Raw genomic sequence first — 24596 nt, 5'->3', positions numbered from 1 at the left:
AGAGAAAAAAGGGAAAATGCGCTGTTTTTTTGAAAGCTTTGCGGAACAGCGCCTGTATAATTAGGTGAACGCTTTTGTTATGAAGATGGTGGGTATTATAATTTCAAGCAAGAAAGCTAAAAGTGGCAAAGAAAATTTAAAAAAACAGGAATCACCCTGAATGATGTATGCGATTATATAGGCATCACCTATTCCGGATTGCCTGGTTTTTACAGGAAACTGCCAAAGCTCAGAGAGACCTATATCGGAATCGGGATGGCTTATAAGCTGCCGCTGAAAACGATAAACCGATGGCTCGTAAAATATGGAGGGAAAAAGCAGCTCTATATAAAAGACGTTTTTAATGATTTAGTGTGGATTTATCTTATAAACGCAAATCTCAGGGACTCGGATTCCGGTAATAATTATTATCGGAAATTTGACGAATGCAGCAATTCTATTAAAGAAATTTATAATCATATGAACGAAGAAATTGCCGAGGATGATGCTGGTACTGCTGATTTGGATAATGACATAAAAAATATTGTTTTTGACCCGGACTATGTGGCACTGTACTTAGACGATTCGATGATCAACTATCTGACATCAGGGGAAAAATATGTGCCTAAAAACAAGAAAACGTATATATCCATAGGGCTGGCGCTGGGGATGATCGTAAAAGATCTGGACATATATTTGAAAATGATGGGATATGCTCCCCTTGACGGAACCTGTTTAGAAGAGGGCTTGCTTATAAATGCTCTGGAAAAATGGGAAGGGGAGCATCCTTTACAAAGGAAATTCAAAGAAAAGTATTTTGATGGGAACGATGAAATTAAATTAGACAAGCAGGATGAAAAACAAGTAGTAAACGATATGCTGGGCCTCAGAAATGATTTGAAGGAAATTTATGAAGCTTTCCCGAAATCTGCTTACAACAAGGAAACAACAACAAAGTTTCCATATATGAATGAATAATGTATATATGGGACATACAACAAAAGCGCTGTCTTGCTCCGGCTAAGGCGGCGTTTTTGTCGTATGGATATACGAAATAATGCGCAGAGTGGTAAGAAAAGCTGTCGTTGGCTCCAAATCAATTAATAAAATTGGAAAAAAATGGTTTACAAGACGAGGTACAAGCTGTACAATAAATGTAAAAATATAACATTTATTGTTTCGGGGGATCAGAGAATGAAAAAGGTAAAACGCACTTACAAGGACGGCATCTTTCGCCAGTTATTCAATGAAAAGGAAAAGATTTTGGAACTTTACAACGCCTTATCGGGAAACAATTATCCGAAAGGAACGCCCGTTGAAATCATCACGCTGGAGGACGCCATATTCGGAGATTTGAAAAACGATCTGGCCTTCATCATCCACAACCGCTTGATCGTTTTGATCGAACATCAATCGACCGTCAATCCCAACATGCCGCTGAGGATGCTCGGATATATCGCCAAGGAGTACGAACGGCTGACTTACTCCCGGGCGATCTACAGCAAACGCCTGCTGCCGATACCCACGCCGGAGCTGTATGTCTTCTACAACGGAGAAGAACCCCAGCCTTTGGAACAGGAATTGAAAATATCCGACGCATTTTTAGAGAAATGTGGTAAAATAGCCTTAGAAGTGGTGGTGAAGGTAATCAACGTCAATTACGATAAGGGAGCGGAAGTCTTGAAACGCTGCCAGACGCTGAGGGAATACAGCCAGTTCGTTTCCGTCATCCGAGGCAAATGGAAGGAAAGCGGGGACCTGGAAGCCGCCATAAAAGAAAGCATAGAAGCCTGCATAGACCAAGGGGTGCTGCGGGAATTCTTAAAGAAGAACGGTGGTGATATCGTGAGTTTTCTGTACGAGGAGTTAAGCAGAGAGGAATGCGAAGCGATCCGGGAAGAGGATGGTTACGAAAAGGGTAAGACAGAGGGGTATCAAAAAGGCAAGACCGATGGCTATGAAACGGGTAAGATAGACGGGACAAAAGAGGGCATTCAAAAGGCCCGCAGGATCTTTAAACTCCATATGGAGGGAAAATCTCCTCAGGAAATCGCAAGGCTCTGCGATGAAAGGTTGGAGACCGTTAAAGAGATCCTGGACCTTTCCTGAACGAAGCACATATGAGACATTAAACAAAGCGCTGCTTTGCTCCGGCTGAGGCGGCGCTTTTGCTTAATGGTGATGTAATTCCGTATCCACCGGCGCGATATATGCCATAAGAAAGGAAGCTTTGCACAAAGAATCATGGGCAAAACTCCAATAATGTGGTAATATGGAAACGGAAAAAGAGGCAGAATTATGAAAATTTCTTTAATCGCATTTACAAAAAAAGGAGCCGGAACCTGCCTGCGGATCGCCGAAAACTGTGCGGGAGCAGGAGTCGAGTGCAGGGCATTTCAAAAGGGGTCCTTTCCGCCGGAAAAGGGCCTTTCACCGGTGAAGGAGACGCTGTCGCAGTGGACGAAAGAGGCTTTTCAGACAGAGGACGCCCTTGTTTTCGTGGGAGCGGCAGCGATCGCAGTACGGGCTATAGCGCCATTTTTAAAGAGCAAGACCGTCGACCCGGCAGTGGTGTCGGTGGATGAACAAGGACGCTATGTGATTCCTCTGGCATCGGGCCACATTGGAGGGGCCAATCGGCTTGCCCGGCAGATTGCGGGACAGTTGGGCGCAACCCCTGTTATCACGACAGCTACGGATATCAACGATGTATTCGCAGTGGACCAGTGGGCGAAGGAAAACGACCTGATGATCGGTGACATGAAGCTTGCCAAGCAGATTTCCGCCGACCTTCTGCAGGGAAAAAAGATCGGTCTGGTTACCGCCTTTTCCATCGTAGGAAATCTTCCACAGGGGTTGACTTACGGAAAGGCCCCCATTAACATTGAGATATCGGCAGCAAGAAAGCCGCTGCGCGACAACACGCTGCGCCTGATTCCCAAGTCTGTTGTACTGGGCATCGGATGCCGCAGGGGTATTTCCCGGGAAAGGATCGAAGCGTTGGCGGAGCAAGTGCTGGAGCAGGAAAACATATGCTGGGAATCCGTTTGCCAGGTGGCGTCTATCGACTTGAAGAAAGACGAACCGGGGTTGACAAATTTCTGCGAAAGGCGGGGACTGCCCCTGAATGTTTATACCGCCGAAGAGCTGGCTGCCCTTTCAGGAGACTTCAGCGGATCCGGCTTTGTGCGAACCGTTACCGGCGTGGACAATGTCTGCGAGCGGGCGGCGATGCTGGCCTGCGGACGGGGAAACCTGGCCGTGAGAAAACAGGCAAGAGACGGTGTGACACTGGCTGTTGCCGTTAAAGCGCGAACCTATACATTTTAAGAGGAAAGAATCGATCAATTTCAATACAAAGGAGAGAGAAGATGGATTTAGTAAAGAGACCAAGGAGACTGAGAATGGACGGAAGAGTCAGGGATATGATCCGTGAGACGAGGATCACGAAAAAATCGCTGATTTATCCCATCTTTGTTGAAGAAGGAGAAGGTATTATCCGGGAAATACCCACTATGCCGGGGCAAAAGCGCTACAGCCCCGACACCCTTCCAAGAGCTTTGGAAGAGGCCGCTGAGCAGGGCATCCAAAATATTATGTTTTTCGGTATCCCAAAACATAAAGACGAATGCGGAAGCCAGGCTTACTGCGATCACGGCATCATTCAGGAAGCCATGCGCGCAGGGAAAAAATATGTGCCCGAGCTGCTTTACATCGGAGACGTGTGCATGTGCGAATACACCAGCCACGGACATTGCGGGATCATTAAGGGCGACTCCGTGGACAATGATAAAACCGTTCCTCTGCTGGCTAAAACAGCCGTTTCACAGGTGGCCGCAGGGGCGGATATGGTAGCGCCATCGGATATGATGGACGGAAGAGTGGCGGCTATCCGCAGCGCGCTGGATGAAGCGGGCTATATCGACACTCCGATTATGTCCTATGCCGCGAAATACGCTTCCGCCTTTTACGGACCGTTCCGCGACGCAGCCGGTTCCGACAACTTTAAGGGAAACAGAAAGACCTATCAGATGGACTGGCACAACCGCAGAGAAGCGCTGAAAGAAGTGGATACGGATCTGGAAGAAGGCGCGGATATCATCATGGTCAAACCGGCGCTGTCCTACCTGGATATCATCCGGGAAGTGAGGGACCGGGTCAACGTTCCGGTGGCAGCATACAGTGTCAGCGGCGAATATGCCATGATTAAGGCGGCCGGCGCTCAGGGTATGGTAGACGAAACGGCGATCATCGCCGAGACCACCACCGGAATTTACCGCGCAGGGGCAGAGATTTTAATAACCTATTTTGCGAAAGAAATCGCACAAATGATTGACGAAGGGAGAATCGGATAATGGCAAATACACAGAAATCAGCGGCGCTTTTCTCAGAAGCGCAGAAATATATACCGGGCGGTGTCAACAGCCCGGCAAGAGCCTTCCAGGCGGTGGGTGACACTCCAAGATTCATCAAGCGGGCGGAAGCGCAGTATCTCTATGACGCGGATGACAATAAACTGATCGATTATATCGGCTCCTGGGGGCCGATGATCCTGGGAAACAACCATCCAACCGTGCTGAAGGCCGTACAGGAAGTGATCCGGGACGGGCTGAGCTTCGGCGCGGCTACGGAACGGGAAATTTACATGGCCAAGATGGTCTGTGAAATTCTGCCCTCCGTAGAAATGGTACGGATGGTGAATTCCGGTACAGAAGCCACCATGAGTGCTTTGCGGGCTGCCAGGGGCTATACCGGCAGAAACCGCATCATTAAATTTGAGGGATGCTATCACGGGCACAGCGACGGCCTTTTAGTGAAAGCAGGTTCAGGCCTGATCGCAGAAGGCGGAACGCCGGACAGCGCCGGAGTTACTCCGGGCTGCGCGCAGGATACTTTGACTGCCAAATACAATGATTTTGAAAGCGTAGAAAAGCTTTTTGATACCTATAAAGGGGAAATCGCAGCTGTTATTCTGGAGCCGGTAGCCGCCAATATGGGTGTCGTACCTCCGGAAAAAGGCTTTCTGGAAAAGATCAGACAGATCTGTACGGATGAAGGAGCAGTCCTGATCTTTGATGAAGTCATCACCGGCTTCCGTCTGTCCCTGGGCGGTGCGCAGGAGCTTTTGGGCATCAAACCGGATCTTTCCACCTTTGGCAAGATCATCGGCGGCGGTATGCCTGTGGGCGCTTACGGCGGCAAAAAAGAGATTATGGAAGTGGTCGCTCCACTGGGACCTGTTTACCAGGCCGGTACCCTCAGCGGAAATCCGGTGGCCATGGCGGCGGGGATCGCCCAGCTAACCTATTTGAAGGAACATCCGCAAGTCTACACGGTAATCAATGAACTGGGCCAGAGGCTATACGGCGGGCTGGCGGAGATCGTGGAAAAGGCCGGCGTTTCCTGCAGCGTCAACTATATAGGCTCCATTGGCACGCTGTACTTTACGGGAGAAAAAGTAAGAGACTTTGCCACAGCCAAGACAGCGGACATCTCCAGATATGCGGATTATTTCAAGTTTATGATGGACAAAGGCAGCTATTTCGCACCGGCTCAGTTTGAGGCCATGTTCCTCTCCAGTGCCCACACAGAAGGCGATATCGACCGGACGTTGGAAAGCGCGGCGGAATATTTCGGAGTATAAAGAACAATGAAAACTGTTTTTATAATCGGTATTGGTATGGGAAATCCTGACACCCTGACCGTAGGCGGCCTGCGCAGAATTCAAGAGAGCCGGGCCCTGATCGGCGGTAGGCGTATGGTCGAGGCTTTTGAAAATCAGCAGGCCGAAACCTGCTTTGCCGTTTCCCCGCCGGAAATCCTCAAATGGATCAGGGAACATGAGGATCTGGACCCTGTATCCGTTTTGATGTCCGGCGACGTGGGCTTTTTCAGCGGCGCCAAAAAGCTGATAAAACGAATTGAAGAAGAGACTGAGTACAGAGCGGAGCTGATCCCTGGGATCAGCTCTCTCCAATATTTCTGCGGACGTCTTGGGATTCCGTGGGAAGATGTGAGGTCCGTCAGCCTTCATGGAAGGAAAAGCAATTTCGTGAGCGAGATCCGCACCCACGAAAAAACGTTTCTCCTGACAGACCGCACACACTCCCCGGGCCACATCTGCGCACAACTGGCAGAGGCCGGTTTGGGGCAGCTGCCTGTCGCGGTAGGGGAGAGGCTTTCCTATGAAGACGAAAAAATAACGACAGGGACTGCCAGTGAGCTGAGTCAAAAGACCTTCGATCCTCTCAGTGTCCTTTTGGTGTTTAACAAACATGCCGGCAGGAGATCCGGCCAGCCGGTCACCCATGGAATGGCCGATGATCTTTTTATCCGTGGCAACGTGCCCATGACAAAGGAAGAGGTGAGAAGCGTTACGCTGTCCAAGCTGCGTATCGGAAGGGATGACATCCTTTATGATGTGGGTGCGGGAACCGGCTCCGTCTCAGTAGAGATGGCGATTCAGGCGTGTGGGGGATCGGTATATGCCATTGAAAGCAAACCGGAGGCCGCAGATTTGATTCAAAAGAACAAAGAAGCCTTTAATGTCAATAATCTTCACATTGTCCATGGTACGGCACCGGAAGCCATGGACTCGCTGCCGGTTCCCGATAAAGCGTTCATCGGAGGCAGCCGGGGCAATATGCGTGAAATCATCGGGGAGCTGATAAAGAAAAACCCCAAAATCCGCATCGCGGTCAATGCCATTTCCCTGGAATCGCTGCATGAGGCGATGGAGAGCTTTGTCCACTTTGATATGGAGGCTGAGGTTGTGCAGGTAGCTGTCAGCAGAGCGAAAAAAGTCGCTGACTATCATATGATGATGGGACAGAACCCAGTGTTCATTATCACTGGGCAGAGGAAGGAAAGGGAAGAATGAGGCAGGAAATGAGAAATGTTCCCCGTATCCTTATTGGAGCATCAGGAAGCGGCTGCGGTAAAACAACCTTCACCTGCGGACTGCTTCAGGCATTGAAAAACATGGGCAAACATCCGGCCGCTTTCAAATGCGGACCCGACTACATTGACCCCATGTTCCACAGCGAGGTGCTGGAGGTTCCTTCGAGAAATCTGGACCTGTTTTTTGCAGAATCCAATACCGTACGTTTTCTCCTTTCAAAGCATACGGCTGAGGCGGACATAGCTGTAATGGAAGGCGTTATGGGATATTATGACGGACTGGCCGGGATTTCGCCGCAGGCCAGTTCTTATGACCTGGCTTTGAAAACCAGAACTCCCGCTGTTTTGCTCTTGGATGGGCGGGGAAAATCCCTCTCTCTTCTGGCGGAGATTAAGGGCTTTCTTGAGCTGGAGGAAGAGAGCATGATTCGAGGGGTGATCCTTAACCGGGTATCGGAGATGATCTACCCGCAGCTGAAAGAGATGGTTGAAGAGCGGCTGCCAGTGAAGGTGTACGGATATCTTCCCAAAATGGATGACTGCGGCCTGGAAAGCCGACATTTGGGTCTGGTAACGGCAGCGGAGATCAAAGACCTGCGGCAGATTATATGCCGGCTGGCAGAGCAGCTGGAGAAATCTGTGGACCTTGCAGGACTGATGGCTCTGGCTTGTTCTGCTGCGCCCCTGTGCTGTCAGGAACCTGTTCTGCCGCAGAGAAGGGGGCCGAAGGTGCGTATCGGCCTTGCCAGGGACAAAGCTTTTTGCTTCTATTATCAGGACAACCTGGATCTGCTTTCAGAGCTGGGCGCGGAGCTGGTGCCTTTCAGCCCTCTGGAGGACGATCATATGCCGGAGGGGCTGGACGGTTTGATGATCGGTGGCGGATACCCGGAGCTTTACCTGCGCCAGCTGTCGGAAAACGTTTCCATGCGGGAGCATATAAAAAAGGCGATTACCGCAGGACTGCCCTGCCAGGCGGAGTGCGGCGGTTTTATGTACCTCCATGAGACCGTAAAAGCTCAGGACGGATCCGCCTTTCCCCTGGTGGGACTGATAGCTGGAGAAAGCTATCCTCTGGGAAAGCTGAGCCGTTTTGGGTATATCACACTGACTGCCGGGCAGGATACTATGCTCTGCAAAAAAGGAGAGTCCATCAAAGGCCATGAGTTCCATTACTGGGACAGCACCTGTGCGGGCGATGCCTTTCACGCCCGGAAACCGCTGCGTAAAAAAGCATGGGACTGCATTGTCGCCGGAGACAATCTCTTTGCCGGATATCCCCATATCTACTATTATTCCAACCCTGCGGCGGCAGAGCGTTTTCTCGCCGCCTGCCGGGCGTACAAAGAGTTAAAATAGAAATAGATAATCAAGCTGTCACAGCATCTTGCCTTGTACAAACAGGAGAGTCTGTGATATAATTGGTCTGAATTAAATATGTCCCGGGTGTTCGGTGTTTCCCCGCCGAAAGAATAGGGAAGAAGGGTGAAATTCCCTCGCGGTCACGCCGCTGTATTGGAAGAGTCGTATCTGTTTGCATCACTGTGAAAAATGGGAAGATGAGATATGATGACGAAGCCTGAGCCAGAAGACCTGCCTGTGGACAGTTGGATGCATTTTCTTACGGACGATGGGAAAGTGTAAGAGCAGAAACGCGGTTTCTGCTTCGTTACGCTATTCTGAAAAGTCAGAATAGTTGTTTTATTTTGAGGAGGGAAATTTATGACAAGAAGCAAAACAGAGCGGTATTTGTTTATCGCAGGAGTAGTGGTCGCATTGTTCTTCGGCCCCATGGCGGTTTCCAATGCCATGCACATCATGGAGGGGTATCTGCCGCTGGGCTATTGCGTTCTCTGGGGAGCAGTCTGCGTTCCGTTTTTCATCGCAGGGCTGTTTTCCATCAAGAGGACGGTGACACAGCACAGAAAGACACTCATTCTCCTGGTAATGATGGGAGCCTATGTATTCGTGCTTTCGGCGTTGAAAATCCCGTCCGTTACGGGCAGCAGTTCTCACCCGACCGGAACCGGCCTTGGCGCAGTGCTGTTCGGACCGGCGTCCATGTGCGTGATCGGGGTGATTGTGCTGTTGTTTCAGGCGCTGCTCCTGGCCCACGGAGGACTTACTACTTTGGGAGCCAATACGTTTTCCATGGCTATCGCAGGGCCGTTTCTGGCTTACGGAGTATTTCTGGTATGCAAAAAGCTCCATGCTCCCAAATCTCTGGGCATATTTCTGGCAGCCTGCCTGGGCGATCTGTTTACATACTGTATCACCGCCGTTCAGCTGGCAATGGCTCACCCTTCGCCGGTGGGCGGCTTTACGGCATCGCTGGCTGAATTCATGGGTATCTTTGCCGTGACTCAGATTCCGCTGGCCGTTATCGAGGGTCTGGTTGCCGTAGTTGTGATGAAAGCTCTGGAAAGCTACGCAAAACCGGAATTGACAGAGCTGGGATATCTGGGGGTGTAGAATATGACTAAGAATATGAAGATCGTTATCATCTGTCTGGTTTTGGCCGCGCTTATCGCAGTGGTGCCGCTCCTGTTTATCCACGATTCCGAATTCGGAGGCGCTGACGGCGCTGCGGAGGAGGCTATCGCGGCAATCGATCCCGATTATGAGGCATGGGCGGATCCGCTCATAGAACCGCCGGGAGGAGAGACTGAATCTCTGCTGTTCTGTCTGCAGGCGGCGCTGGGAGGAGGTGTCTTCGGCTTTGGCATGGGATATCTGATCTGCAGAAAGAAATATTCAAAGAAAGAACAGGAATGAGACTATGATGATGATTGATAAGCTGGCTTATTCGTCTCCCTGGCGATATAAAAGCACACATCTGAAAAGCTGCTTTGCCATAGGCACGCTGCTGATCTGTGTGGCAGTCCGCTCATTTCTGGTCTCATCCGTCATCCTGGCCCTGATGGGATGTCTGACTGTAACCTACAGCCAGGCATCTCTTTCTCGTTATGGAAAGATGATGCTCTGGCCTCTGGGGTTTTTAATGCTGGGCACCATTGCGGTTTTTTTTGATGTGGCCGGTGAACCGATGGGCCTTCTTCATGTGGCAATCGGTTCAAAATATATTGTAATGCTGACCGAATCGCTGGCCTATGGGGCGAGGCTGATTCTGGTTTCCCTGGCATCGGTGTCCTGTCTCTATTTCCTGATCCTCACCACGACTATGCCGGATCTGATGGACGGACTCAAACGGCTTCACCTGCCCTGGCTGGTCATAGAGCTGATGACCCTGATTTACCGGTTTATCTTCGTTTTGCTGGATTCGGCTCTGGCTATTACCACGGCCCAGAACTGCAGACTGGGCAACCGGAACCTGAGAACCTCGATTCGCAGCATGGGCGGCATGCTGGCGGCCCTTTTCATACAGGCCATGGGCAAATCGTCGGCGCTCTTTGATTCAATGGAGGCCAGGTGCTATGAAGGAAGAATCCGGGTGCTTACGGAGCACAGGCCGGCGGCGAAGAAAGAAGTGCTGCTGGTGGCGGCATACTTGACAGGCCTTTTGGCATTGGCGGTTTTCTGCCATATGAAGGGAGGTCTTTGATGGAACGCAAGCGGACGATCGTAAGAGCAGAAGATCTGCACTACACGTATGAGGATGGAACGCAGGCATTAAAAGGTCTGGACCTGACAGTCCAAAAGGGAGAAAAGGTTGCCGTCATGGGAGCCAACGGATCGGGAAAATCCACATTTTTTCTGCACCTCAACGGAATCTTAAAGCCGCAGAAGGGCAGGATTCTCATCGATGAAACACCGATCGATTATTCCAGAAAGGGACTTTTGCAGGTACGGAAAAAAGTAGGAATTGTCTTTCAGAATCCGGAAGACCAGCTCTTTTCCGCCAGCGTAAGGCAGGAGATCTCCTTTGGCATATTGAATCTGGGCGTATCGGAAAAGGAAGCGGAAGAAAAGGTGGACAGGGTCATCGAGGAGCTTGGCATCACCCCTTTTGCCCATAAGCCGACGCATTTTTTAAGCGGCGGCGAGAAAAAAAGGGTGTCCATTGCCGATATACTGGTCATGGAGCCGGAGCTGATGATTCTGGATGAGCCGGCAGCGACGCTGGACCCCAAGCACGCCAGAATGATCGATGGCATTGTCGATCAGCTGAGCGGCAAGGGAATCACCGTGCTGCTCTCCACCCATGATGCGGAGCGGGCGCTGATCTGGGCGGACAGGGTCGTTCTCTTTGACGATGGAAAAGTCATAGGCCAGGGGCACCCGGAAGACATCTTTCGCAGCGAAGAACTCCTGCGTCAGACGAATCTGGAAAAGCCGGCGGTATTGCGAATTTTCGATACCCTCTGCGAAGAAGGAATTTTAGATCACAAATTGAGACCGCCCCGCAGAGTGGAAGAATTGATGGGGTACATCAGAGAGAAAGGAATCAAGCAATTATGATGAAGAAAGAGGCTGTCCTGGTGGTCAGTTTCGGCACCAGCCACAAAGCGACAAGAGAAAAGACCATAGAAGCCATCGAACGCCAAATACGGAAAGAATTCCCTCTCCATGAGGTTCGCAGAGCGTTTACCAGCGGTATGATTATGAAGGTGCTAAAGCAGCGGGACGGCATACATGTGGACAATGTTTCACAGGCTATGGAAAAGCTGGCTGCCGATGGTTATGAGCGGGTAATCGTACAGCCGACCCATGTTATCAACGGGGAGGAATACGATAAAATGAAGGCTCAGGCAATGGCTTTTGAGAACAGTTTTGCCCACGTATCCATCGGTAAACCGCTGCTTTCGGAAAGCGACGATTATGAAAAGGTGTGCCGGGCCGTTATGAACCATTTCCCGCAGTTGGAAAAGGATGAAGCCCTGATTCTGATGGGGCACGGCACCGAACACGCAGCGGACGCGGCTTATGCGGCGGTCGCCTATCGATTCAGGGCCATGGGCTGCGACAATGTTTTCATGGGAACCGTAGAAGGCTATCCGGAGCTTTCTGATATTTTGCCGCTGATAAAGAAGCGCGGGATGAAGAAAGTGCTTCTGCAGCCTTTCATGGTAGTCGCGGGCGATCATGCGGTAAACGATATGGCGGGCGAAGATGAGGATTCCTGGAAATCCATTCTTGAAAGAGAGGGCTATCAGGTGAAATGTATCCTCAAAGGTTTGGGAGAATTGCCGGAAATCCGGGATATTTACATGGAACATGTAAAAAGAGCGATGGGAAAATAACATGGAAGGCTATGCGGAAAAAGAAGGCAGACGGCTGAGAAGGGGTTACACGACAGGGACCTGCGCGGCGGCTGCGGCCTGTGCGGCGGCTCGGTTCCTGCTTTCCCGGGGACAGTGTTCGCCCCATGAGGTCCCTATTCTGACACCCGGAGGAATTGAGGCGCGGATTCCGGTGGAAGAACTGCGCAGGGAAGGCAGCGGCATTTTCTGCTCTGTGCGAAAGGACAGCGGAGACGATCCGGACGTCACGGACGGAGCACTGGTCTGCGCTTTGGTGAGAAAGCTGGCTGACCGGCCGGGAACCGTAGTTGTGGAGGGTGGCACGGGCATAGGCAGGGTAACAAAACCCGGGCTGGCCTGCAAGGTAGGAGAAGCCGCCATCAACCCGGTGCCCAGAAGAATGATCGAAGAAGAGCTTCACAAGGCAGCGGAGCATTTTGGATATGAAGGAGGTTTGACAGCAGAGATCTCCATACCGGAGGGAGAGGCACTGGCTGAGAAGACCTTCAATCCGAAGCTGGGTATTATCGGAGGTCTTTCCATATTGGGAACCAGCGGAATCGTGGAGCCCATGAGCGAGCAGGCCCTGATCGATACCGTCAAGCTCGAGATCAATATGAAAAAGGCGGCGGGAGCGGAATATCTGGTGCTGACGCCGGGCAATTACGGGGAAACGTTTTTAAAAGAAAGAGGGCTTGCGGAAAAACTCCATTATGTGAAGTGCAGCAATTTTATTGGAGAAGCCCTTTCCTGCGCAGCGGAGAGGGGATTTAAAGGCGTGCTGCTGGTGGGGCATATCGGGAAGCTGGTGAAGGTGGCCGCGGGAATGATGAATACCCATTCCAAGTACGGCGATGGGCGCATGGAGACACTGGCGGAGCACGCCGTTCTTGCCGGAGCATCTCCGGAGACAGTCCGCAGGCTGAAAGCGTGCGTTACGACGGAGGATGCCATTTCGGTGATTAAAGGGTACAGTCCCCAGGCGGAAGCTGCCATATGGCAGTCTCTGCTGGCAAGGATCAGGGAGAATATGGAACGCTGGACTGAGTACCGCCTGGACGCGGAGGCGATGCTATATTCCAACCAATACGGATATCTGGCAGAGAAGACGGCAGGAGTGGAGCGGTTCCTGCTGCGAGCGTGCGGCGAAGCCCCTTGTAAATACAAACGGAGAGGACGATAGGAGGGAGAAGAAAGATGGCAAAGCTATATGGATTGGGGGTAGGTCCGGGAGATCCGGAACTGATGACTTTAAAGACCGTGCGGCTGATTCGGGAGAGCGATATCATCGCAGTTCCCAAATCCGGCCATGGGGTCAATACGGCATACACCATTGCCAGAAGCGCGGTACCGGAGCTTTCCGATAAAGAGGTTATAGAGGTTTCCATGCCCATGACCAGAGACGAGAAAGAGCTGGAAGCCAGCCACAGCGCGGCCGCTGAGCAGATTATCGGTTATCTGGACCAGGGGAAGGATGTGGCCTTTCTCACCCTGGGAGACCCGTCCATCTATTCAACCTATATCTATATTCACGAGCGGGTGCTGGCGGCGGGAAGGCAGGCTCAGCTGGTTCCGGGAATCCCATCTTTCTGTGCTGTTTCCGCCAGGCTGAACCAGGGCCTGACAGAAGCCGGACAGCCCCTGCATATCATTCCGGCCTCCTATAAGGCGCTGGAGGAGTGCATGGAGCTGAAAGGCACCAAGGTTCTGATGAAGAGCGGCAAGTCCATCGGACAGGTTAAGGATATGATCTGCGGCCAACCGCAGCGCTGGGAGGCCAGGATGGTGGAGCGCTGCGGCATGGAAGGTGAACGGGTATTTGAGTCAGCTGACGAGATCGACCCTCAGGCGGGCTATTTTTCCATCATTGTGGTAAAGGACAGGTAAAGGAGCAGTTATGATATATTTTGTAGGAGCAGGACCGGGCGCGCCCGATCTGATTACGGTAAGAGGACAAAAACTTTTAAAGGAAGCGGATGTGATCATATATGCGGGATCTCTGGTAAATAAAGAGCTTCTTGAGCTGGCAAAAGCGGACTGTCAAATCCATAACAGCGCCTCCATGACTTTGGAAGAGGTCATTGAGGTCATGAAAGAGGCGGAGAAAAAGGGACATATGACCGTACGCCTCCACACAGGGGACCCCAGCATCTACGGAGCTATCCGCGAACAGATGGACCTTCTCAGCGAGGAGGGGATTTCCTACGAAGTGGTTCCCGGAGTCAGCTCCTTCTGCGGGGCGGCGGCGGCCCTGAAAGCCGAATACACGCTTCCGGACGTATCGCAGACGGTAATTATCACAAGAATGGCGGGAAGAACACCGGTACCGGAAAAAGAAGAAATTTCTCTTCTGGCCTCCCATCAGGCAACCATGGCGGTCTTTCTCAGCGCCGGACTTCTGGAGCCTCTCAGAGAACGGCTGCTCATCGGCGGCTATAAGGAGGAGACGCCTGCTGCCATCGTATATAAGGCTACCTGGCCGGAAGAACAGGTTTTCTACGGAACCGTGGCTACGCTGCCGGAGATCGCAAAGGAAGTCGGGATCACCAAAACGGCGCTGATTTTAGTGGGTGATTTTCTGGGGGACGCTTATGAGCGGTCCAGACTTTACGATCCGGCCTTTACCCACCAATTCAGGGAGGCGAAAGAGTAATGGATATCCGCATGATAGGAATCGACCATCAGAACGCATCCATCCGGCAGCGGGAAGCGCTGGCCTTTACCAAATCCCAGGCAAGAAGGGCTCTTTGCCAGTGGAAGGCGGAGGGGGCTTTTTCCGGGGGACTGCTGTTGTCCACCTGCAATCGTACCGAGCTGTGGGTCAGCGGCAGCGAGGCGGATCTGGGAAAACTGCTGTGCGATACCAAAGGCCTGAACCAAGATCACTACGCGCAGCTGTTCATTCTGCGCAGCGGAGAAGAGGCGGTGCTCCATCTGCTGCAGCTGATCTGCGGCCTTAAATCCAGAATCTACGGAGAGGATCAGATTCTTTCCCAGGTAAGGGAGGCTTTGGAAGCAGCCAGGGATTGCAAGACCGATGACACGGTGATCGAAAAGCTGTTCCAGACTGCCATTTCCGCGGGAAAGCGGGTAAAGACCCAGGTGAGAATCGAGACAGCGGACCCGTCCGCCGCCCGCAACGCCGTGCTGCTGCTGAAGGAAAAGCTGGGAGGTTTGGAAGGCGTCCCCTGTCTGGTCATAGGCAACGGGCAGATGGGAAAGCTGGCGGCCAATGCGCTGACCGACAGCGGGGCGCAGGTGACCATGACGCTGCGGAAGAAAATGCACGGACAGGAGGCGCAGGAGTCCATTATCCCGGAAGGCTGTGAAATGATCGATTACGAGGAGCGTCTGGACGGCCTGGAAAGGTACAGGGCGGTTATCAGCGCTACACTGAGCCCCCACTTTACGATTCGAAAGGATCAGATTGAGGGGAAACGTTTTCTGCCATCCCTTTGGATCGATATGGCCGTGCCCAGGGATATCGACCCCGCGGCGGCGGACCTTCAGGGGATTGAGCTATATGACATGGACCGGCTGGGAGATTCTTACTCGGGAAAGCGAAATGAAGCATCCCTCAGAAAAGCGATGGAGATACTGGAAGAATACAAAAAAGAGCTGGAACGGTGGTTTTCCTTCCGGCAGCATGTGGACACGGTGAAGCATCTGTCTGCCGTTACTGCTGAGGATGCCTGCAAACGCATGGAAAAGCTTTCCGCGGAGGAGGCGGTGGACCATGCGGTGGAAAAGCTGCTCTTCGGGCTGCGGGATACGCTGCCCGAGGAACTGTGGGAAAGCTGCCTTTCCGCTCTCACAGAATCCGCACGGCGGGATACGCTGAAAACCGGAAAAGCGAGGTGGGAGAAATGAAACTTTATGTAGTGGGTCTGGGACCGGGAGAACTGCCACAGGCCACGGGAAGGGCCATGAGCGTACTGGAAGAATGCGAGGCTATTTTCGGGTATACGGTTTACATAGATCTGATTAAAGAGCGGTTCGCCCATAAGAGGCTGATTTCCACCTCCATGAAACAGGAAGTACAGCGGTGCAGGCTGGCCATTGAGGAAACACTCAAGGGTCGGAACGTAGCGATGGTGTGCAGCGGGGACTCGGGCGTCTATGGCATGGCGGGACTTATCTACGAGATCGCTCAGGAGTACGATGCCATTGAAATCGAGGTAGTTCCCGGAATCACGGCCGCCTGCAGCGGCGCCGCTGTCCTGGGAGCACCGCTGATCCACGACTTTGCGGTCATCAGTCTCAGCGACCTTTTGACCCCCTGGGAGCAGATCGAAAAGCGGCTCGAATGCGCGGCGGCAGCGGATTTTGTCATCTGCCTGTATAATCCCTCCAGCAAAAAACGATATGATTATCTGCAGAAAGCCTGCGACCTGATTCTGAAATATAAAGATGGGAGCACGGTTTGCGGAATCGCGAAAAATATCGGCAGACAGGGGGAGTCAGGAAGGGTGCTGTCTCTGGCGGAGCTGCGGAACACGCAGACCGATATGTTTTCCACGGTCTATATCGGCAATTCCACCACAAGAGAAATCGGCGGCAAAATGGTCACGTCCAGAGGATATCGGATCGGAGGAAAACATGAGTAATATTTTGATCTTTGCGGGAACCACAGAAGGGCGAAAGCTGGCGGAAGCGGCCGCTGACGATCAGAGCGGGCAGAATCGCTTTCTCGTCTGCGTAGCTACGGAGCACGGAAAACATCTGCTGCCTAAGGACAGCGATAGCCTCACCGTATTGGCCCGCCGCCTTGACCGGCGGGAGATGGAAGAACTGATACGGAAGGAAAACATCGACCGCGTCATCGATGCCACCCACCCTTATGCCGCGGAGGCGACGGAAAATATCCGCATGGCCGCGGAACACACCGGTGTTCCCTGCATGCGGCTCCTTCGGCGCCAGGCAGAACCGGAAGAGCGACATATTATCACAGCCAGCGCCAAGGAAGCTGCCGAATACTTGAAAGATACGTCAGGAAACGTGCTCCTTACCACCGGGAGTAAAGAACTGGCGGAATTTACAGTCATCGCTGATTTTGAAAAACGGCTGTATCCCAGAATTCTGCCTGTCCCCGAGATGGTGAAGCGGGCCTTTGATCTGGGCTTTGACGCTGCTCATCTGATCTGCATGCAGGGCCCTTTCTCCTATGAAGACAACCTGGCGATGCTCCGCCATATAAACGCGGACTATCTGGTTACCAAAGAATCAGGCGAAGCCGGAGGGTTTTCCCATAAGCTGGCCGCCGCCGAAGCCGCGGGTGCGAAGGTAATTATCATCGGCCGGCCGAAGCAGGAAGAAGGAATCTCTCTGGAAGAAGCCCTGAAACTCTGCGGTCTTTCCCAGGTACCGGCTAAGAAAGCCGCCTGGTTTCCCATGTTTCAGGATCTCACCGGCAAGCGGATTCTGGTGGTGGGAGGGGGCAGAATCGCTGCCAGAAGGATAAGGATTCTTTCTCAATATAACTGTCTGCTGACCGTGGTCGCGCCGGAGGTGCTGCCTCCAGTGAAGGAGCTGGAAAGGCAAGGTCTTCTGCGTTTAGAGGAAAGACCTTATGAGGAGGCTGACCTTGAGGACGCCGATATCGTTTTGGCGGCCACCGGCGACCGGGAATTGAACCGGTCCATCGGGATTTTGTGCAGACAGAAAGAGATCACGGTCAATGTGGCGGATCGAAAAGAAGAATGTGATTTTTATTTTCCGGGTGTCATAAGACACGGGGATCTGACCATAGGCTTTACAGCAGGGGGAAAGGACCATGCCCTGGCGAAGAAAGCCAGGATTCTGATTGAACGCGGGCTGGAAAACGGCCTGGATCGATGACGGATGGGAGAATATCATGAAAAAGAAAAAAGTAATTGTAGGAAGCCGTGACAGCAAGCTGGCTGTGATCCAGTCCAGGCTGGTGATGGAGCAGATTGAGAAGCACCACCCTGAGCTGGAGCTGGAGCTTTTGACTATGAAAACCACCGGAGATAAAATCCTCGATAAGACTTTGGATAAGATTGGGGGCAAGGGCTTGTTCGTAAAAGAGCTGGACCGTGCGCTGCGGGCCAGACAGATCGATATTTCCGTTCACAGCCTGAAAGATATGCCCATGGAAGTACCGGAGGACCTGCCCCTCCTGGCTTTTCCCAAAAGGGAAAACGCGGCCGATGTGCTGGTACTGCCGGAGGGAGTCTCTTGCCTGGATAAGAGCAAGCCGCTGGGCAGCTCCAGTCCCCGCAGAAACGTCCAGCTGCGAAAACTCTACCCCGATATGGGGCAAAAGAGCGTTCGCGGAAATGTGCAGACGAGACTCCGAAAGCTGGACAGCGGCGAGTACAGTGGTCTGGTCCTGGCCTATGCGGGTCTCAAACGGCTGGATTTGGAAGGACGCGTCAGTCGGGTCTTTTCTCCTGATGAGATGATCCCTGCGGCGGGGCAGGGAACGATGGTGGTGCAGGGCAGAGCCGGCGAAGATTACTCCTATCTGGACTGCGTGGACGACCCTGAGGCAAGGGCGGAGGCCGGGGCGGAACGGGCCTTTGTTTCTTATCTGGAGGGCGGATGCAGCGCTCCTATCGGTGCCTTTGCGGAAATTCAAAATCAGGAGATAAGGATTCGCGGGCTGTATTTTAATGAGAAAACAGGAGAGCTGCGGACTGGCAATATCGCAGGCCCCAAGGATCAGGGAGAAGAGCTGGCTGTCCGCCTGGCAAAACAGCTGAAAGGGGAATCGGAAGCATGACGGCAGAGAAAAAACAGGGAAAAGTCTGGCTGGTAGGAGCAGGACCGTCGGATGCGGGGCTGTTCACTTTAAAGGGAAAAGCTGTTTTAGAAACGGCAGATGTGGTGGTATACGACAAGCTGGTGGGACAGGGAATCATGGCTATGGTACCTTCCCATGCGCGAAAGATCTCTGTGGGCAAGGAAGCGGGGCATCATCCGGTGCCCCAGCATGAGATCAACGAGATTTTGCTGCGGGAAGCCCTTGCGGGCAACTATGTGGTGCGTTTGAAGGGGGGAGATCCATTCCTCTTTGGGCGGGGCGGCGAAGAACTGGAGCTGCTCTGCCGGCATAACATTCCCTTTGAGGTGGTCCCCGGAATCACTTCCGCGCTGTCGGTTCCGGCTTACGGCGGCATTCCCGTGACCCACAGGGATTTTTGTTCCTCCCTGCATATCATTACCGGACATACGAAAAAAGCAGAGGAAGCGGATGTGGATTACGAGGCGCTGGTACGCCTGAACGGAACGCTGGTATTCCTCATGGGAGTAGCGGCAATGCCCCGAATCTGCCGCGGACTTCTGGAAGCGGGAATGAAACCGGATATGCCGGCAGCCGTGCTGGAGCGGGGGACAACCGCTCACCAAAGAAGAGTCGTAGCGACGGTTTCCAGTCTTCCCGGGGAGGCGGAGAAGGCTGGCATCAAAACGCCCGCCGTCATTGTGGTGGGACAGGTCTGCACATTGGAAAGGGATTTTCACTGGGCCGAGGACAGGCCTCTTGGCACCAGGAAGATCGCTGTGACCAGACCGAAGGACAGGAGCTCTTCGCTGGCGAAAAAGCTGCAGGCTCTGGGGGCGGAGGTAGTCCTCATGCCTACCATTGAGACCAGGCCGATTGCAGATAACAGGCGTTTATATCAGGCTTTGGAGCAAATCAAGGCTTACAGCTGGATTGCCTTTACCAGCGCTGCGGGGGTGCAGGCTTTTTATGCAGCTATGAAAGAGAAGAAAATGGATATCCGCAGTCTGGCAGGCATCAAGATCGCGGTTATCGGCGCCGGCACTCGCAGAGCAGTTGAAGAAAAGGGCGTCTTTGCTGATTTAATGCCGGAGGTCTACAGCGGAGAGGCCCTCGGGCGCGATTTGGCAAAAGCGGTTTCACCGGGGGAGCGTATTTTGCTGCCGCGGGCGGCCATGGGAACAGAAGCAGTTATCCGGCCTCTCAGAGACGCCGAAATCTCTTTTGATGATATTGCGGTATACGAAACAAATGAGGGAAACCAGCCGGTGCCGGGATATGACGATACGGTGGACTGCGTGGCCTTTACCAGCGCGTCTACAGTGCGGGGATTTGTAAAGCTTAACCCCGATACTGATTATTCACAGGTAAAGGCAATCTGCATCGGTGAGCAGACTGCGGCGGCGGCGGAAAAATACGGTATGCAGGTTACGGTGTCAAAACAGGCGACGATTGACAGCATGATCGAAACCATACTGAGGATGGAACCATGATCCTGCTGCATTTTATCCCTCTGACCGTTGGTTTTTTCCTGGATCTTTTGATTGGAGATCCCCATTTTCTGCCCCATCCGGTGCGGCTCATGGGCAAAGCAATCGAGCTGGGAGAAGAGTTAATGAGAAAACTGTTTCCCGATACCGAAAGAGGCTTGCTTGCTGCGGGAGCTGTCCTGGGAATTTTGATTCCACTGCTGACCGGGGCAGTTTCCGGCGGAATCCTGCTGGCGGCCTATCGCTTGAATCTGTGGCTGGGGCTCTTTCTGGAAACGATCATGTGCTATCAGATTTTGGCGGTGAAATCCCTGAAAAAAGAGAGCATGAAGGTGTTTGATGAGCTGAAGCGGGGCGACCTTGCGGGAGCGAGAGAAAAAGTTTCCATGATCGTAGGCAGAGATACGGAGCATTTGAACGAGGAACAGGTAGCCAAGGCAGCAGTGGAAACCGTGGCTGAAAATACCTCCGACGGAACGGTGGCGCCCATGCTGTTTATGGCTGTAGGCGGCGCTCCGCTGGGATTTTTCTATAAGGCCGTCAACACACTGGATTCCATGGTAGGCTATAAAAACGACCGCTATCTGTTTTTCGGCCGCTTTTCGGCAAAGCTGGACGATGTGCTCAACTTCATTCCGGCGAGGATTTCGGCGCTTTTGATGGTCATAGCTTCCATGCTGCTGGGCATGGACTGGCGAGGTGCTTACCGGATTTTCAGGCGGGACCGTTTTAACCACGCCAGCCCCAACAGCGCGCAGACAGAAGCCGTTTGCGCCGGCGCTCTCGGTATACGGCTGGCCGGCGATGCCTGGTACTTTGGAAAACTCTACCCGAAAAAGACTATCGGTGATGGCACCCGCCCGGTTTCCTGGGAGGACATCCGCAGCGCCAACCGGCTGCTTTATGGAACGGCTTTCCTTTGCCTGGGAGTCTGCCTTGTGATTGGGGCAATAATGATTTTGATAATGATGGGAGTAGGATGATGACAGAATTTGAACATGGCGGAGATATTTATACGATGATGGAAAAGGATGGCCGGAGGGACAGAGCGATTCTGGACTTTTCCGCCAATATTAACCCCCTGGGCATGCCCGAGGGAGTCAAAGCGGCGGCAGCGGCGGCCTTGGAGAAGTGCGACCTCTACCCGGATCCCAGGTGCCGCAGGCTGCGCCGGGCTGTGGCGGAAAAGGAACAGGTGCCCGAGGAGTATCTGATATTCGGCAACGGGGCTTCTGATCTGATTTTCCGTCTGGCGGCGGCAATGCGTCCCGGAAAGGTCATGGTGCCGGCTCCTACTTTTACCGAATACGAAAAGGCTCTGCGAAGCTCCGGCAGTCTGGTTCGCTATTATCAGTTGAAGGAAGAGGAGGACTTTGTGCTGAACGAAAGACTGCTCGCCTCACTGGATGACTCGCTGGATGTACTGTTTCTGTGCAATCCCAACAATCCCACCGGCAGCCTGATTCCTTATGAACTACTGCGCCGGATCGCTCAGGTATGCGATGAAAAGCAGATTTTTTTAGTAGTGGATGAATGTTTTATCGACTTTGTGAAAGAACCGCAGGACTGCACGGCCAGGAAGCTGTTGGATCAGTACGATAACCTGTTCATCTTGCGGGCCTTCACGAAAAATTACGCTATGGCGGGCTTGCGGCTGGGCTACGGAATATGCGGCAGACCGGAGCTCACCCGGGCTCTGTGGGAGACCGGACAGCCCTGGAGCGTTTCTCTGATAGCCCAGGAAGCGGGTATTCAGGCTTTGCGGGAGAAGGATTATCTTGAAAAGGCACGAAGCCTGATTTTCAAAGAACGGGAGAAGCTGCAGCGGCAGCTTTCCCAGCTGGGCTACAAAGTCTATGACCCCGGTGCCAATTATATCTTTTTCCGGCTCCGACAGCTTTCGGCTCCGGCCTATGTGGATGATTTCATCGCTGATATGGAAAGCGAGGGTATCCTGATCCGCAGCTGCGCCAATTACCGGGGACTGGGCAAAGGCTATTTTCGGATCGCAGTGAGAAACGAAGAGGAAAACGGCAGGCTGGTGGAAGCGCTGCGCAGGAGGGAAACGCGATGGCAAAAGCAATTATGATACAGGGCACCATGTCCAATGCGGGAAAGAGCCTGGTGGCGGCAGGACTGTGCCGGATCTTTAAGCAGGACGGCTATAAAGTGGCGCCGTTTAAGGCGCAGAACATGGCTCTCAACTCCTACATCACCAGAGAAGGACTGGAGATGGGCAGGGCGCAGGTGACCCAGGCGGAAGCCGCGGGAATCGAACCGTCCGTGCTGATGAATCCCATTTTGCTCAAGCCTACCAATGATACCAGCTCTCAAGTCATTGTCGGCGGCGAAGTCATGGAAAACATGAGCGCTAAAGAATATTACAAACATAAAAAGGAGCTGGTGTTCAAAGTAAAGGAAGCCTACGATAAACTGGCGGCTCAGTACGATATCATTGTTTTGGAAGGAGCCGGCAGCCCGGCGGAGATCAACCTGAAGGAAAACGATATCGTCAATATGTTCATGGCTAAGATGGCCAAAGCGCCGGTGCTGCTGGTGGGAGACATTGACCGGGGCGGAGTGTTCGCTTCCCTCGTGGGGACTATGGCGCTCTTTGAACCGGAGGAGCGGGAGTTGGTAAAAGGGATTATAATCAATAAGTTCCGGGGAGACCTTTCCATCCTTGAGCCAGGACTTTGCCAACTGACCGATATGATTCACAAACCAGTTACAGGAGTGATTCCTTATATGAATCTGGACATTGACGATGAGGACAGCCTCAGCGAACGCTTTTCGAAAAAGAATACGGCAGGCCTTGTGGATCTGGCTGTGATCCGGCTGCCGCGAATCTCCAATTTTACGGATTTCAACCCCTTGGAATCCATGGCGTCGGTGACGGTCCGCTATGTGGATCATGCGGCGGATCTGGGAGATCCGGACATGATTCTGCTGCCGGGAACAAAGAACACGATGGAAGATCTTCTGTGGATGCGGCAGAACGGTTTGGAGGCATCTGTCTTAAAGCATGCTGCCAAGGGGAAACCGGTTTTCGGTATCTGCGGAGGCTATCAGATGCTGGGCAGAACGCTGAAAGACCCTCATGGCACAGAGCATGGCGGTCAGATGGCCGGAATGGGCCTGCTTCCCGGTGAAACGATCTTTGAAAAAGAAAAGACCAGGACCCGTGTAACGGGAACCTTTGATAAAGTGGAAGGCGTTTTTTCCGGTCTTTCCGGAATCAAATTTGAAGGTTACGAAATTCATATGGGAACAACGACCCTGGAGGGAGGAAACATCCTCTCCCACATCGCAGAGGAGGGAATGGATGCAAAAGCCGATGGCCTCAGCTGCGGCAATATTTACGGTTCTTATGTGCATGGAATCTTCGATTGCGGAGACGTGGCCGGGACAATCGTTTCATCCTTGCTTCGCGCAAAAGGAATCAGCGGCGAACAGGTAGCGGGTGTGGATATGGCCGCTTATAAGGAACGCCAGTATGATTTGCTGGCTGAGGGTATTCGAAAGAATATGGATATGGATATGATATATAGAATAATTGAAGAGGGTGTGGATTATGGAAAATAAGGTGAAACTGCAGCAGGTGCTTCCCGATGAAATTGAAAAAAGAAGCTTTGAGATCATTTCCCAGGAAATAGGAAATGTGAAGCTGGACCCTCTGGAGGAACCGATCATAAAGCGGGTAATTCATACCAGCGCGGATTTTGATTACCTGGAGAATCTGGTCTTTTCGCCGGGAGCGGCAGAGCTGGCTATGGAAGCTGTGGTGAAGGGAGCTACGATCGTGACCGATACCAACATGGCTATGGCCGGCATCAATAAGAAGGCGGTGGAAAAATTCGGCGGCAGGGTCGTTTGTTTCATGGCGGACGAAGACGTGCGCGCCTCCGCCAAAGCAGACGGCACCACCAGAGCGGCAGCCAGCATGAAAAAGGCGGCTGCCATTGAAGGTCCGGCGATCTTTGCCATCGGCAACGCGCCTACGGCTCTGGCGGCGCTCTATGAAATGATCGCAGAAGGAACGCTGCGCCCGGCGTTGATTATCGGGGTGCCGGTGGGCTTCGTCAATGTGGTGGAAGCAAAAGAATTAATCATGAAAACGGATATCCCATACATTGTTGCCAGAGGAAGAAAAGGGGGCAGCAACGTCGCCGCTGCCATCTGCAATGCCATTCTGTATCAGTGCGGAGGAAGAGAATAGCCCTTATCTTCTGAAAAAACGCGAATGATATTCCAAAACCTTGACAAACTAAACATATGATA

24 protein-coding genes and 1 riboswitch are annotated in these 24596 nt (G+C 52.6%); all 24 genes read left to right on the top strand.

The annotated features are described in order from the left end of the window. Positions 1-255: 255 nt before the first annotated feature. The 24 genes from NE619_RS06515 (at position 256) to NE619_RS06400 (ending at position 24534) form a co-directional block, all read left to right on the top strand. On the top strand, positions 256-957 hold the full coding sequence (locus tag NE619_RS06515) for a hypothetical protein (protein ID WP_256131576.1): 702 nt from the start codon (positions 256-258) through the stop codon (positions 955-957). Between the two features lie 216 nt (positions 958-1173). Beyond that, the gene (locus NE619_RS06510; RefSeq protein ID WP_256131575.1) at positions 1174-2088 is read left to right on the top strand and encodes an Rpn family recombination-promoting nuclease/putative transposase; all 915 of its coding nucleotides are present in this window, start codon (positions 1174-1176) and stop codon (positions 2086-2088) included. Positions 2089-2277: 189 nt separating this feature from the next. After that, positions 2278-3309: a cobalt-precorrin 5A hydrolase gene (locus tag NE619_RS06505; protein WP_256131574.1), complete on the top strand. Its 1032-nt coding sequence runs from the start codon at positions 2278-2280 to the stop codon at positions 3307-3309. A 41-nt stretch (positions 3310-3350) separates the two neighbouring features. Beyond that, entirely contained in the window at positions 3351-4334 is a 984-nt protein-coding gene (gene hemB / locus NE619_RS06500; protein WP_256131573.1) for a porphobilinogen synthase, read from the top strand. Further along, complete coding sequence (gene hemL, locus NE619_RS06495; RefSeq protein WP_256131572.1) at positions 4334-5623, top strand: glutamate-1-semialdehyde 2,1-aminomutase; 1290 nt, start codon at positions 4334-4336, stop codon at positions 5621-5623. Before hemB ends, hemL begins: the two co-directional genes overlap by 1 nt. A gap of 6 nt (positions 5624-5629) precedes the next feature. Next, the gene (gene cbiE, locus NE619_RS06490) at positions 5630-6859 is read left to right on the top strand and encodes a precorrin-6y C5,15-methyltransferase (decarboxylating) subunit CbiE (RefSeq protein ID WP_256131571.1); all 1230 of its coding nucleotides are present in this window, start codon (positions 5630-5632) and stop codon (positions 6857-6859) included. Between the two features lie 8 nt (positions 6860-6867). Then, the gene (locus NE619_RS06485) at positions 6868-8238 is read left to right on the top strand and encodes a cobyrinate a,c-diamide synthase (RefSeq protein WP_256131570.1); all 1371 of its coding nucleotides are present in this window, start codon (positions 6868-6870) and stop codon (positions 8236-8238) included. A 68-nt stretch (positions 8239-8306) separates the two neighbouring features. Further along, a riboswitch (cobalamin riboswitch) is annotated at positions 8307-8495 on the top strand. Positions 8496-8601: 106 nt separating this feature from the next. Then, positions 8602-9351, top strand: coding sequence for an energy-coupling factor ABC transporter permease (locus NE619_RS06480; RefSeq protein WP_256131569.1), 750 nt, complete (start codon positions 8602-8604; stop codon positions 9349-9351). Between the two features lie 3 nt (positions 9352-9354). Then, positions 9355-9654, top strand: coding sequence for an energy-coupling factor ABC transporter substrate-binding protein (locus NE619_RS06475; RefSeq protein ID WP_256131568.1), 300 nt, complete (start codon positions 9355-9357; stop codon positions 9652-9654). Positions 9655-9658: 4 nt separating this feature from the next. After that, a complete protein-coding gene (cbiQ, locus tag NE619_RS06470; RefSeq protein WP_256131567.1) occupies positions 9659-10441 on the top strand; it encodes a cobalt ECF transporter T component CbiQ in 783 nt (260 codons plus the stop codon). Next, positions 10441-11298: an energy-coupling factor ABC transporter ATP-binding protein gene (locus NE619_RS06465; protein ID WP_256131566.1), complete on the top strand. Its 858-nt coding sequence runs from the start codon at positions 10441-10443 to the stop codon at positions 11296-11298. Before cbiQ ends, NE619_RS06465 begins: the two co-directional genes overlap by 1 nt. Beyond that, positions 11295-12080: a sirohydrochlorin cobaltochelatase gene (locus tag NE619_RS06460; RefSeq protein WP_330640675.1), complete on the top strand. Its 786-nt coding sequence runs from the start codon at positions 11295-11297 to the stop codon at positions 12078-12080. The genes NE619_RS06465 and NE619_RS06460 overlap by 4 nt, the downstream gene beginning before the upstream one ends. Before the next feature lies 1 nt (position 12081). Further along, a complete protein-coding gene (cbiD, locus tag NE619_RS06455; RefSeq protein ID WP_256131565.1) occupies positions 12082-13263 on the top strand; it encodes a cobalt-precorrin-5B (C(1))-methyltransferase CbiD in 1182 nt (393 codons plus the stop codon). Positions 13264-13277: 14 nt separating this feature from the next. Continuing rightward, positions 13278-13967, top strand: coding sequence for a precorrin-2 C(20)-methyltransferase (gene cobI / locus NE619_RS06450; RefSeq protein ID WP_256131564.1), 690 nt, complete (start codon positions 13278-13280; stop codon positions 13965-13967). A gap of 10 nt (positions 13968-13977) precedes the next feature. Continuing rightward, positions 13978-14733, top strand: coding sequence for a precorrin-4 C(11)-methyltransferase (cobM, locus tag NE619_RS06445; RefSeq protein ID WP_256131563.1), 756 nt, complete (start codon positions 13978-13980; stop codon positions 14731-14733). Beyond that, the gene (gene hemA / locus NE619_RS06440) at positions 14733-15950 is read left to right on the top strand and encodes a glutamyl-tRNA reductase (protein WP_256131562.1); all 1218 of its coding nucleotides are present in this window, start codon (positions 14733-14735) and stop codon (positions 15948-15950) included. The genes cobM and hemA overlap by 1 nt, the downstream gene beginning before the upstream one ends. Beyond that, entirely contained in the window at positions 15947-16687 is a 741-nt protein-coding gene (gene cobJ, locus NE619_RS06435; RefSeq protein WP_256131561.1) for a precorrin-3B C(17)-methyltransferase, read from the top strand. Before hemA ends, cobJ begins: the two co-directional genes overlap by 4 nt. Continuing rightward, positions 16680-17918 carry a precorrin-6A reductase gene (gene cobK, locus NE619_RS06430; protein ID WP_256131560.1) on the top strand — a complete coding sequence of 413 codons (1239 nt, stop codon included), beginning with the start codon at positions 16680-16682 and terminating at the stop codon, positions 17916-17918. The genes cobJ and cobK overlap by 8 nt, the downstream gene beginning before the upstream one ends. 16 nt (positions 17919-17934) lie before the next feature. Beyond that, positions 17935-18825, top strand: a complete 891-nt coding sequence (gene hemC / locus NE619_RS06425; RefSeq protein WP_256131559.1) for a hydroxymethylbilane synthase — start codon at positions 17935-17937, stop codon at positions 18823-18825. Beyond that, entirely contained in the window at positions 18822-20318 is a 1497-nt protein-coding gene (cobA, locus tag NE619_RS06420) for a uroporphyrinogen-III C-methyltransferase (protein WP_256131558.1), read from the top strand. The genes hemC and cobA overlap by 4 nt, the downstream gene beginning before the upstream one ends. Then, positions 20315-21298, top strand: a complete 984-nt coding sequence (gene cbiB / locus NE619_RS06415; protein ID WP_256131557.1) for an adenosylcobinamide-phosphate synthase CbiB — start codon at positions 20315-20317, stop codon at positions 21296-21298. Before cobA ends, cbiB begins: the two co-directional genes overlap by 4 nt. Next, positions 21298-22404: a threonine-phosphate decarboxylase CobD gene (gene cobD, locus NE619_RS06410; RefSeq protein ID WP_256131556.1), complete on the top strand. Its 1107-nt coding sequence runs from the start codon at positions 21298-21300 to the stop codon at positions 22402-22404. Before cbiB ends, cobD begins: the two co-directional genes overlap by 1 nt. Beyond that, a complete protein-coding gene (locus NE619_RS06405) occupies positions 22386-23900 on the top strand; it encodes a cobyric acid synthase (protein WP_256131555.1) in 1515 nt (504 codons plus the stop codon). Before cobD ends, NE619_RS06405 begins: the two co-directional genes overlap by 19 nt. Then, positions 23890-24534, top strand: coding sequence for a precorrin-8X methylmutase (locus NE619_RS06400; protein WP_256131554.1), 645 nt, complete (start codon positions 23890-23892; stop codon positions 24532-24534). The genes NE619_RS06405 and NE619_RS06400 overlap by 11 nt, the downstream gene beginning before the upstream one ends. The last annotated feature ends 62 nt before the right edge of the window (positions 24535-24596 follow it).

The organism is Anaerovorax odorimutans (genome assembly GCF_024459955.1).
Classification (GTDB): domain Bacteria; phylum Bacillota; class Clostridia; order Peptostreptococcales; family Anaerovoracaceae; genus Hominibacterium; species Hominibacterium odorimutans_A.
This window is presented reverse-complemented; position numbering and strand designations above follow the sequence as displayed.

What these genes read in the sequence shown, in the direction of transcription:
- NE619_RS06515 (WP_256131576.1), top strand. Translation starts at nt 256, where the DNA reads ATGGCTTATAAGCTGCCGCTGAAAACGATAAACCGATGGCTCGTAAAA.
- NE619_RS06510 (WP_256131575.1), top strand. Translation starts at nt 1,174, where the DNA reads ATGAAAAAGGTAAAACGCACTTACAAGGACGGCATCTTTCGCCAGTTA.
- NE619_RS06505 (WP_256131574.1), top strand. Translation starts at nt 2,278, where the DNA reads ATGAAAATTTCTTTAATCGCATTTACAAAAAAAGGAGCCGGAACCTGC.
- hemB (WP_256131573.1), top strand. Translation starts at nt 3,351, where the DNA reads ATGGATTTAGTAAAGAGACCAAGGAGACTGAGAATGGACGGAAGAGTC.
- hemL (WP_256131572.1), top strand. Translation starts at nt 4,334, where the DNA reads ATGGCAAATACACAGAAATCAGCGGCGCTTTTCTCAGAAGCGCAGAAA.
- cbiE (WP_256131571.1), top strand. Translation starts at nt 5,630, where the DNA reads ATGAAAACTGTTTTTATAATCGGTATTGGTATGGGAAATCCTGACACC.
- NE619_RS06485 (WP_256131570.1), top strand. Translation starts at nt 6,868, where the DNA reads ATGAGAAATGTTCCCCGTATCCTTATTGGAGCATCAGGAAGCGGCTGC.
- NE619_RS06480 (WP_256131569.1), top strand. Translation starts at nt 8,602, where the DNA reads ATGACAAGAAGCAAAACAGAGCGGTATTTGTTTATCGCAGGAGTAGTG.
- NE619_RS06475 (WP_256131568.1), top strand. Translation starts at nt 9,355, where the DNA reads ATGACTAAGAATATGAAGATCGTTATCATCTGTCTGGTTTTGGCCGCG.
- cbiQ (WP_256131567.1), top strand. Translation starts at nt 9,659, where the DNA reads ATGATGATGATTGATAAGCTGGCTTATTCGTCTCCCTGGCGATATAAA.
- NE619_RS06465 (WP_256131566.1), top strand. Translation starts at nt 10,441, where the DNA reads ATGGAACGCAAGCGGACGATCGTAAGAGCAGAAGATCTGCACTACACG.
- NE619_RS06460 (WP_330640675.1), top strand. Translation starts at nt 11,295, where the DNA reads ATGATGAAGAAAGAGGCTGTCCTGGTGGTCAGTTTCGGCACCAGCCAC.
- cbiD (WP_256131565.1), top strand. Translation starts at nt 12,082, where the DNA reads ATGGAAGGCTATGCGGAAAAAGAAGGCAGACGGCTGAGAAGGGGTTAC.
- cobI (WP_256131564.1), top strand. Translation starts at nt 13,278, where the DNA reads ATGGCAAAGCTATATGGATTGGGGGTAGGTCCGGGAGATCCGGAACTG.
- cobM (WP_256131563.1), top strand. Translation starts at nt 13,978, where the DNA reads ATGATATATTTTGTAGGAGCAGGACCGGGCGCGCCCGATCTGATTACG.
- hemA (WP_256131562.1), top strand. Translation starts at nt 14,733, where the DNA reads ATGGATATCCGCATGATAGGAATCGACCATCAGAACGCATCCATCCGG.
- cobJ (WP_256131561.1), top strand. Translation starts at nt 15,947, where the DNA reads ATGAAACTTTATGTAGTGGGTCTGGGACCGGGAGAACTGCCACAGGCC.
- cobK (WP_256131560.1), top strand. Translation starts at nt 16,680, where the DNA reads ATGAGTAATATTTTGATCTTTGCGGGAACCACAGAAGGGCGAAAGCTG.
- hemC (WP_256131559.1), top strand. Translation starts at nt 17,935, where the DNA reads ATGAAAAAGAAAAAAGTAATTGTAGGAAGCCGTGACAGCAAGCTGGCT.
- cobA (WP_256131558.1), top strand. Translation starts at nt 18,822, where the DNA reads ATGACGGCAGAGAAAAAACAGGGAAAAGTCTGGCTGGTAGGAGCAGGA.
- cbiB (WP_256131557.1), top strand. Translation starts at nt 20,315, where the DNA reads ATGATCCTGCTGCATTTTATCCCTCTGACCGTTGGTTTTTTCCTGGAT.
- cobD (WP_256131556.1), top strand. Translation starts at nt 21,298, where the DNA reads ATGACAGAATTTGAACATGGCGGAGATATTTATACGATGATGGAAAAG.
- NE619_RS06405 (WP_256131555.1), top strand. Translation starts at nt 22,386, where the DNA reads ATGGCAAAAGCAATTATGATACAGGGCACCATGTCCAATGCGGGAAAG.
- NE619_RS06400 (WP_256131554.1), top strand. Translation starts at nt 23,890, where the DNA reads ATGGAAAATAAGGTGAAACTGCAGCAGGTGCTTCCCGATGAAATTGAA.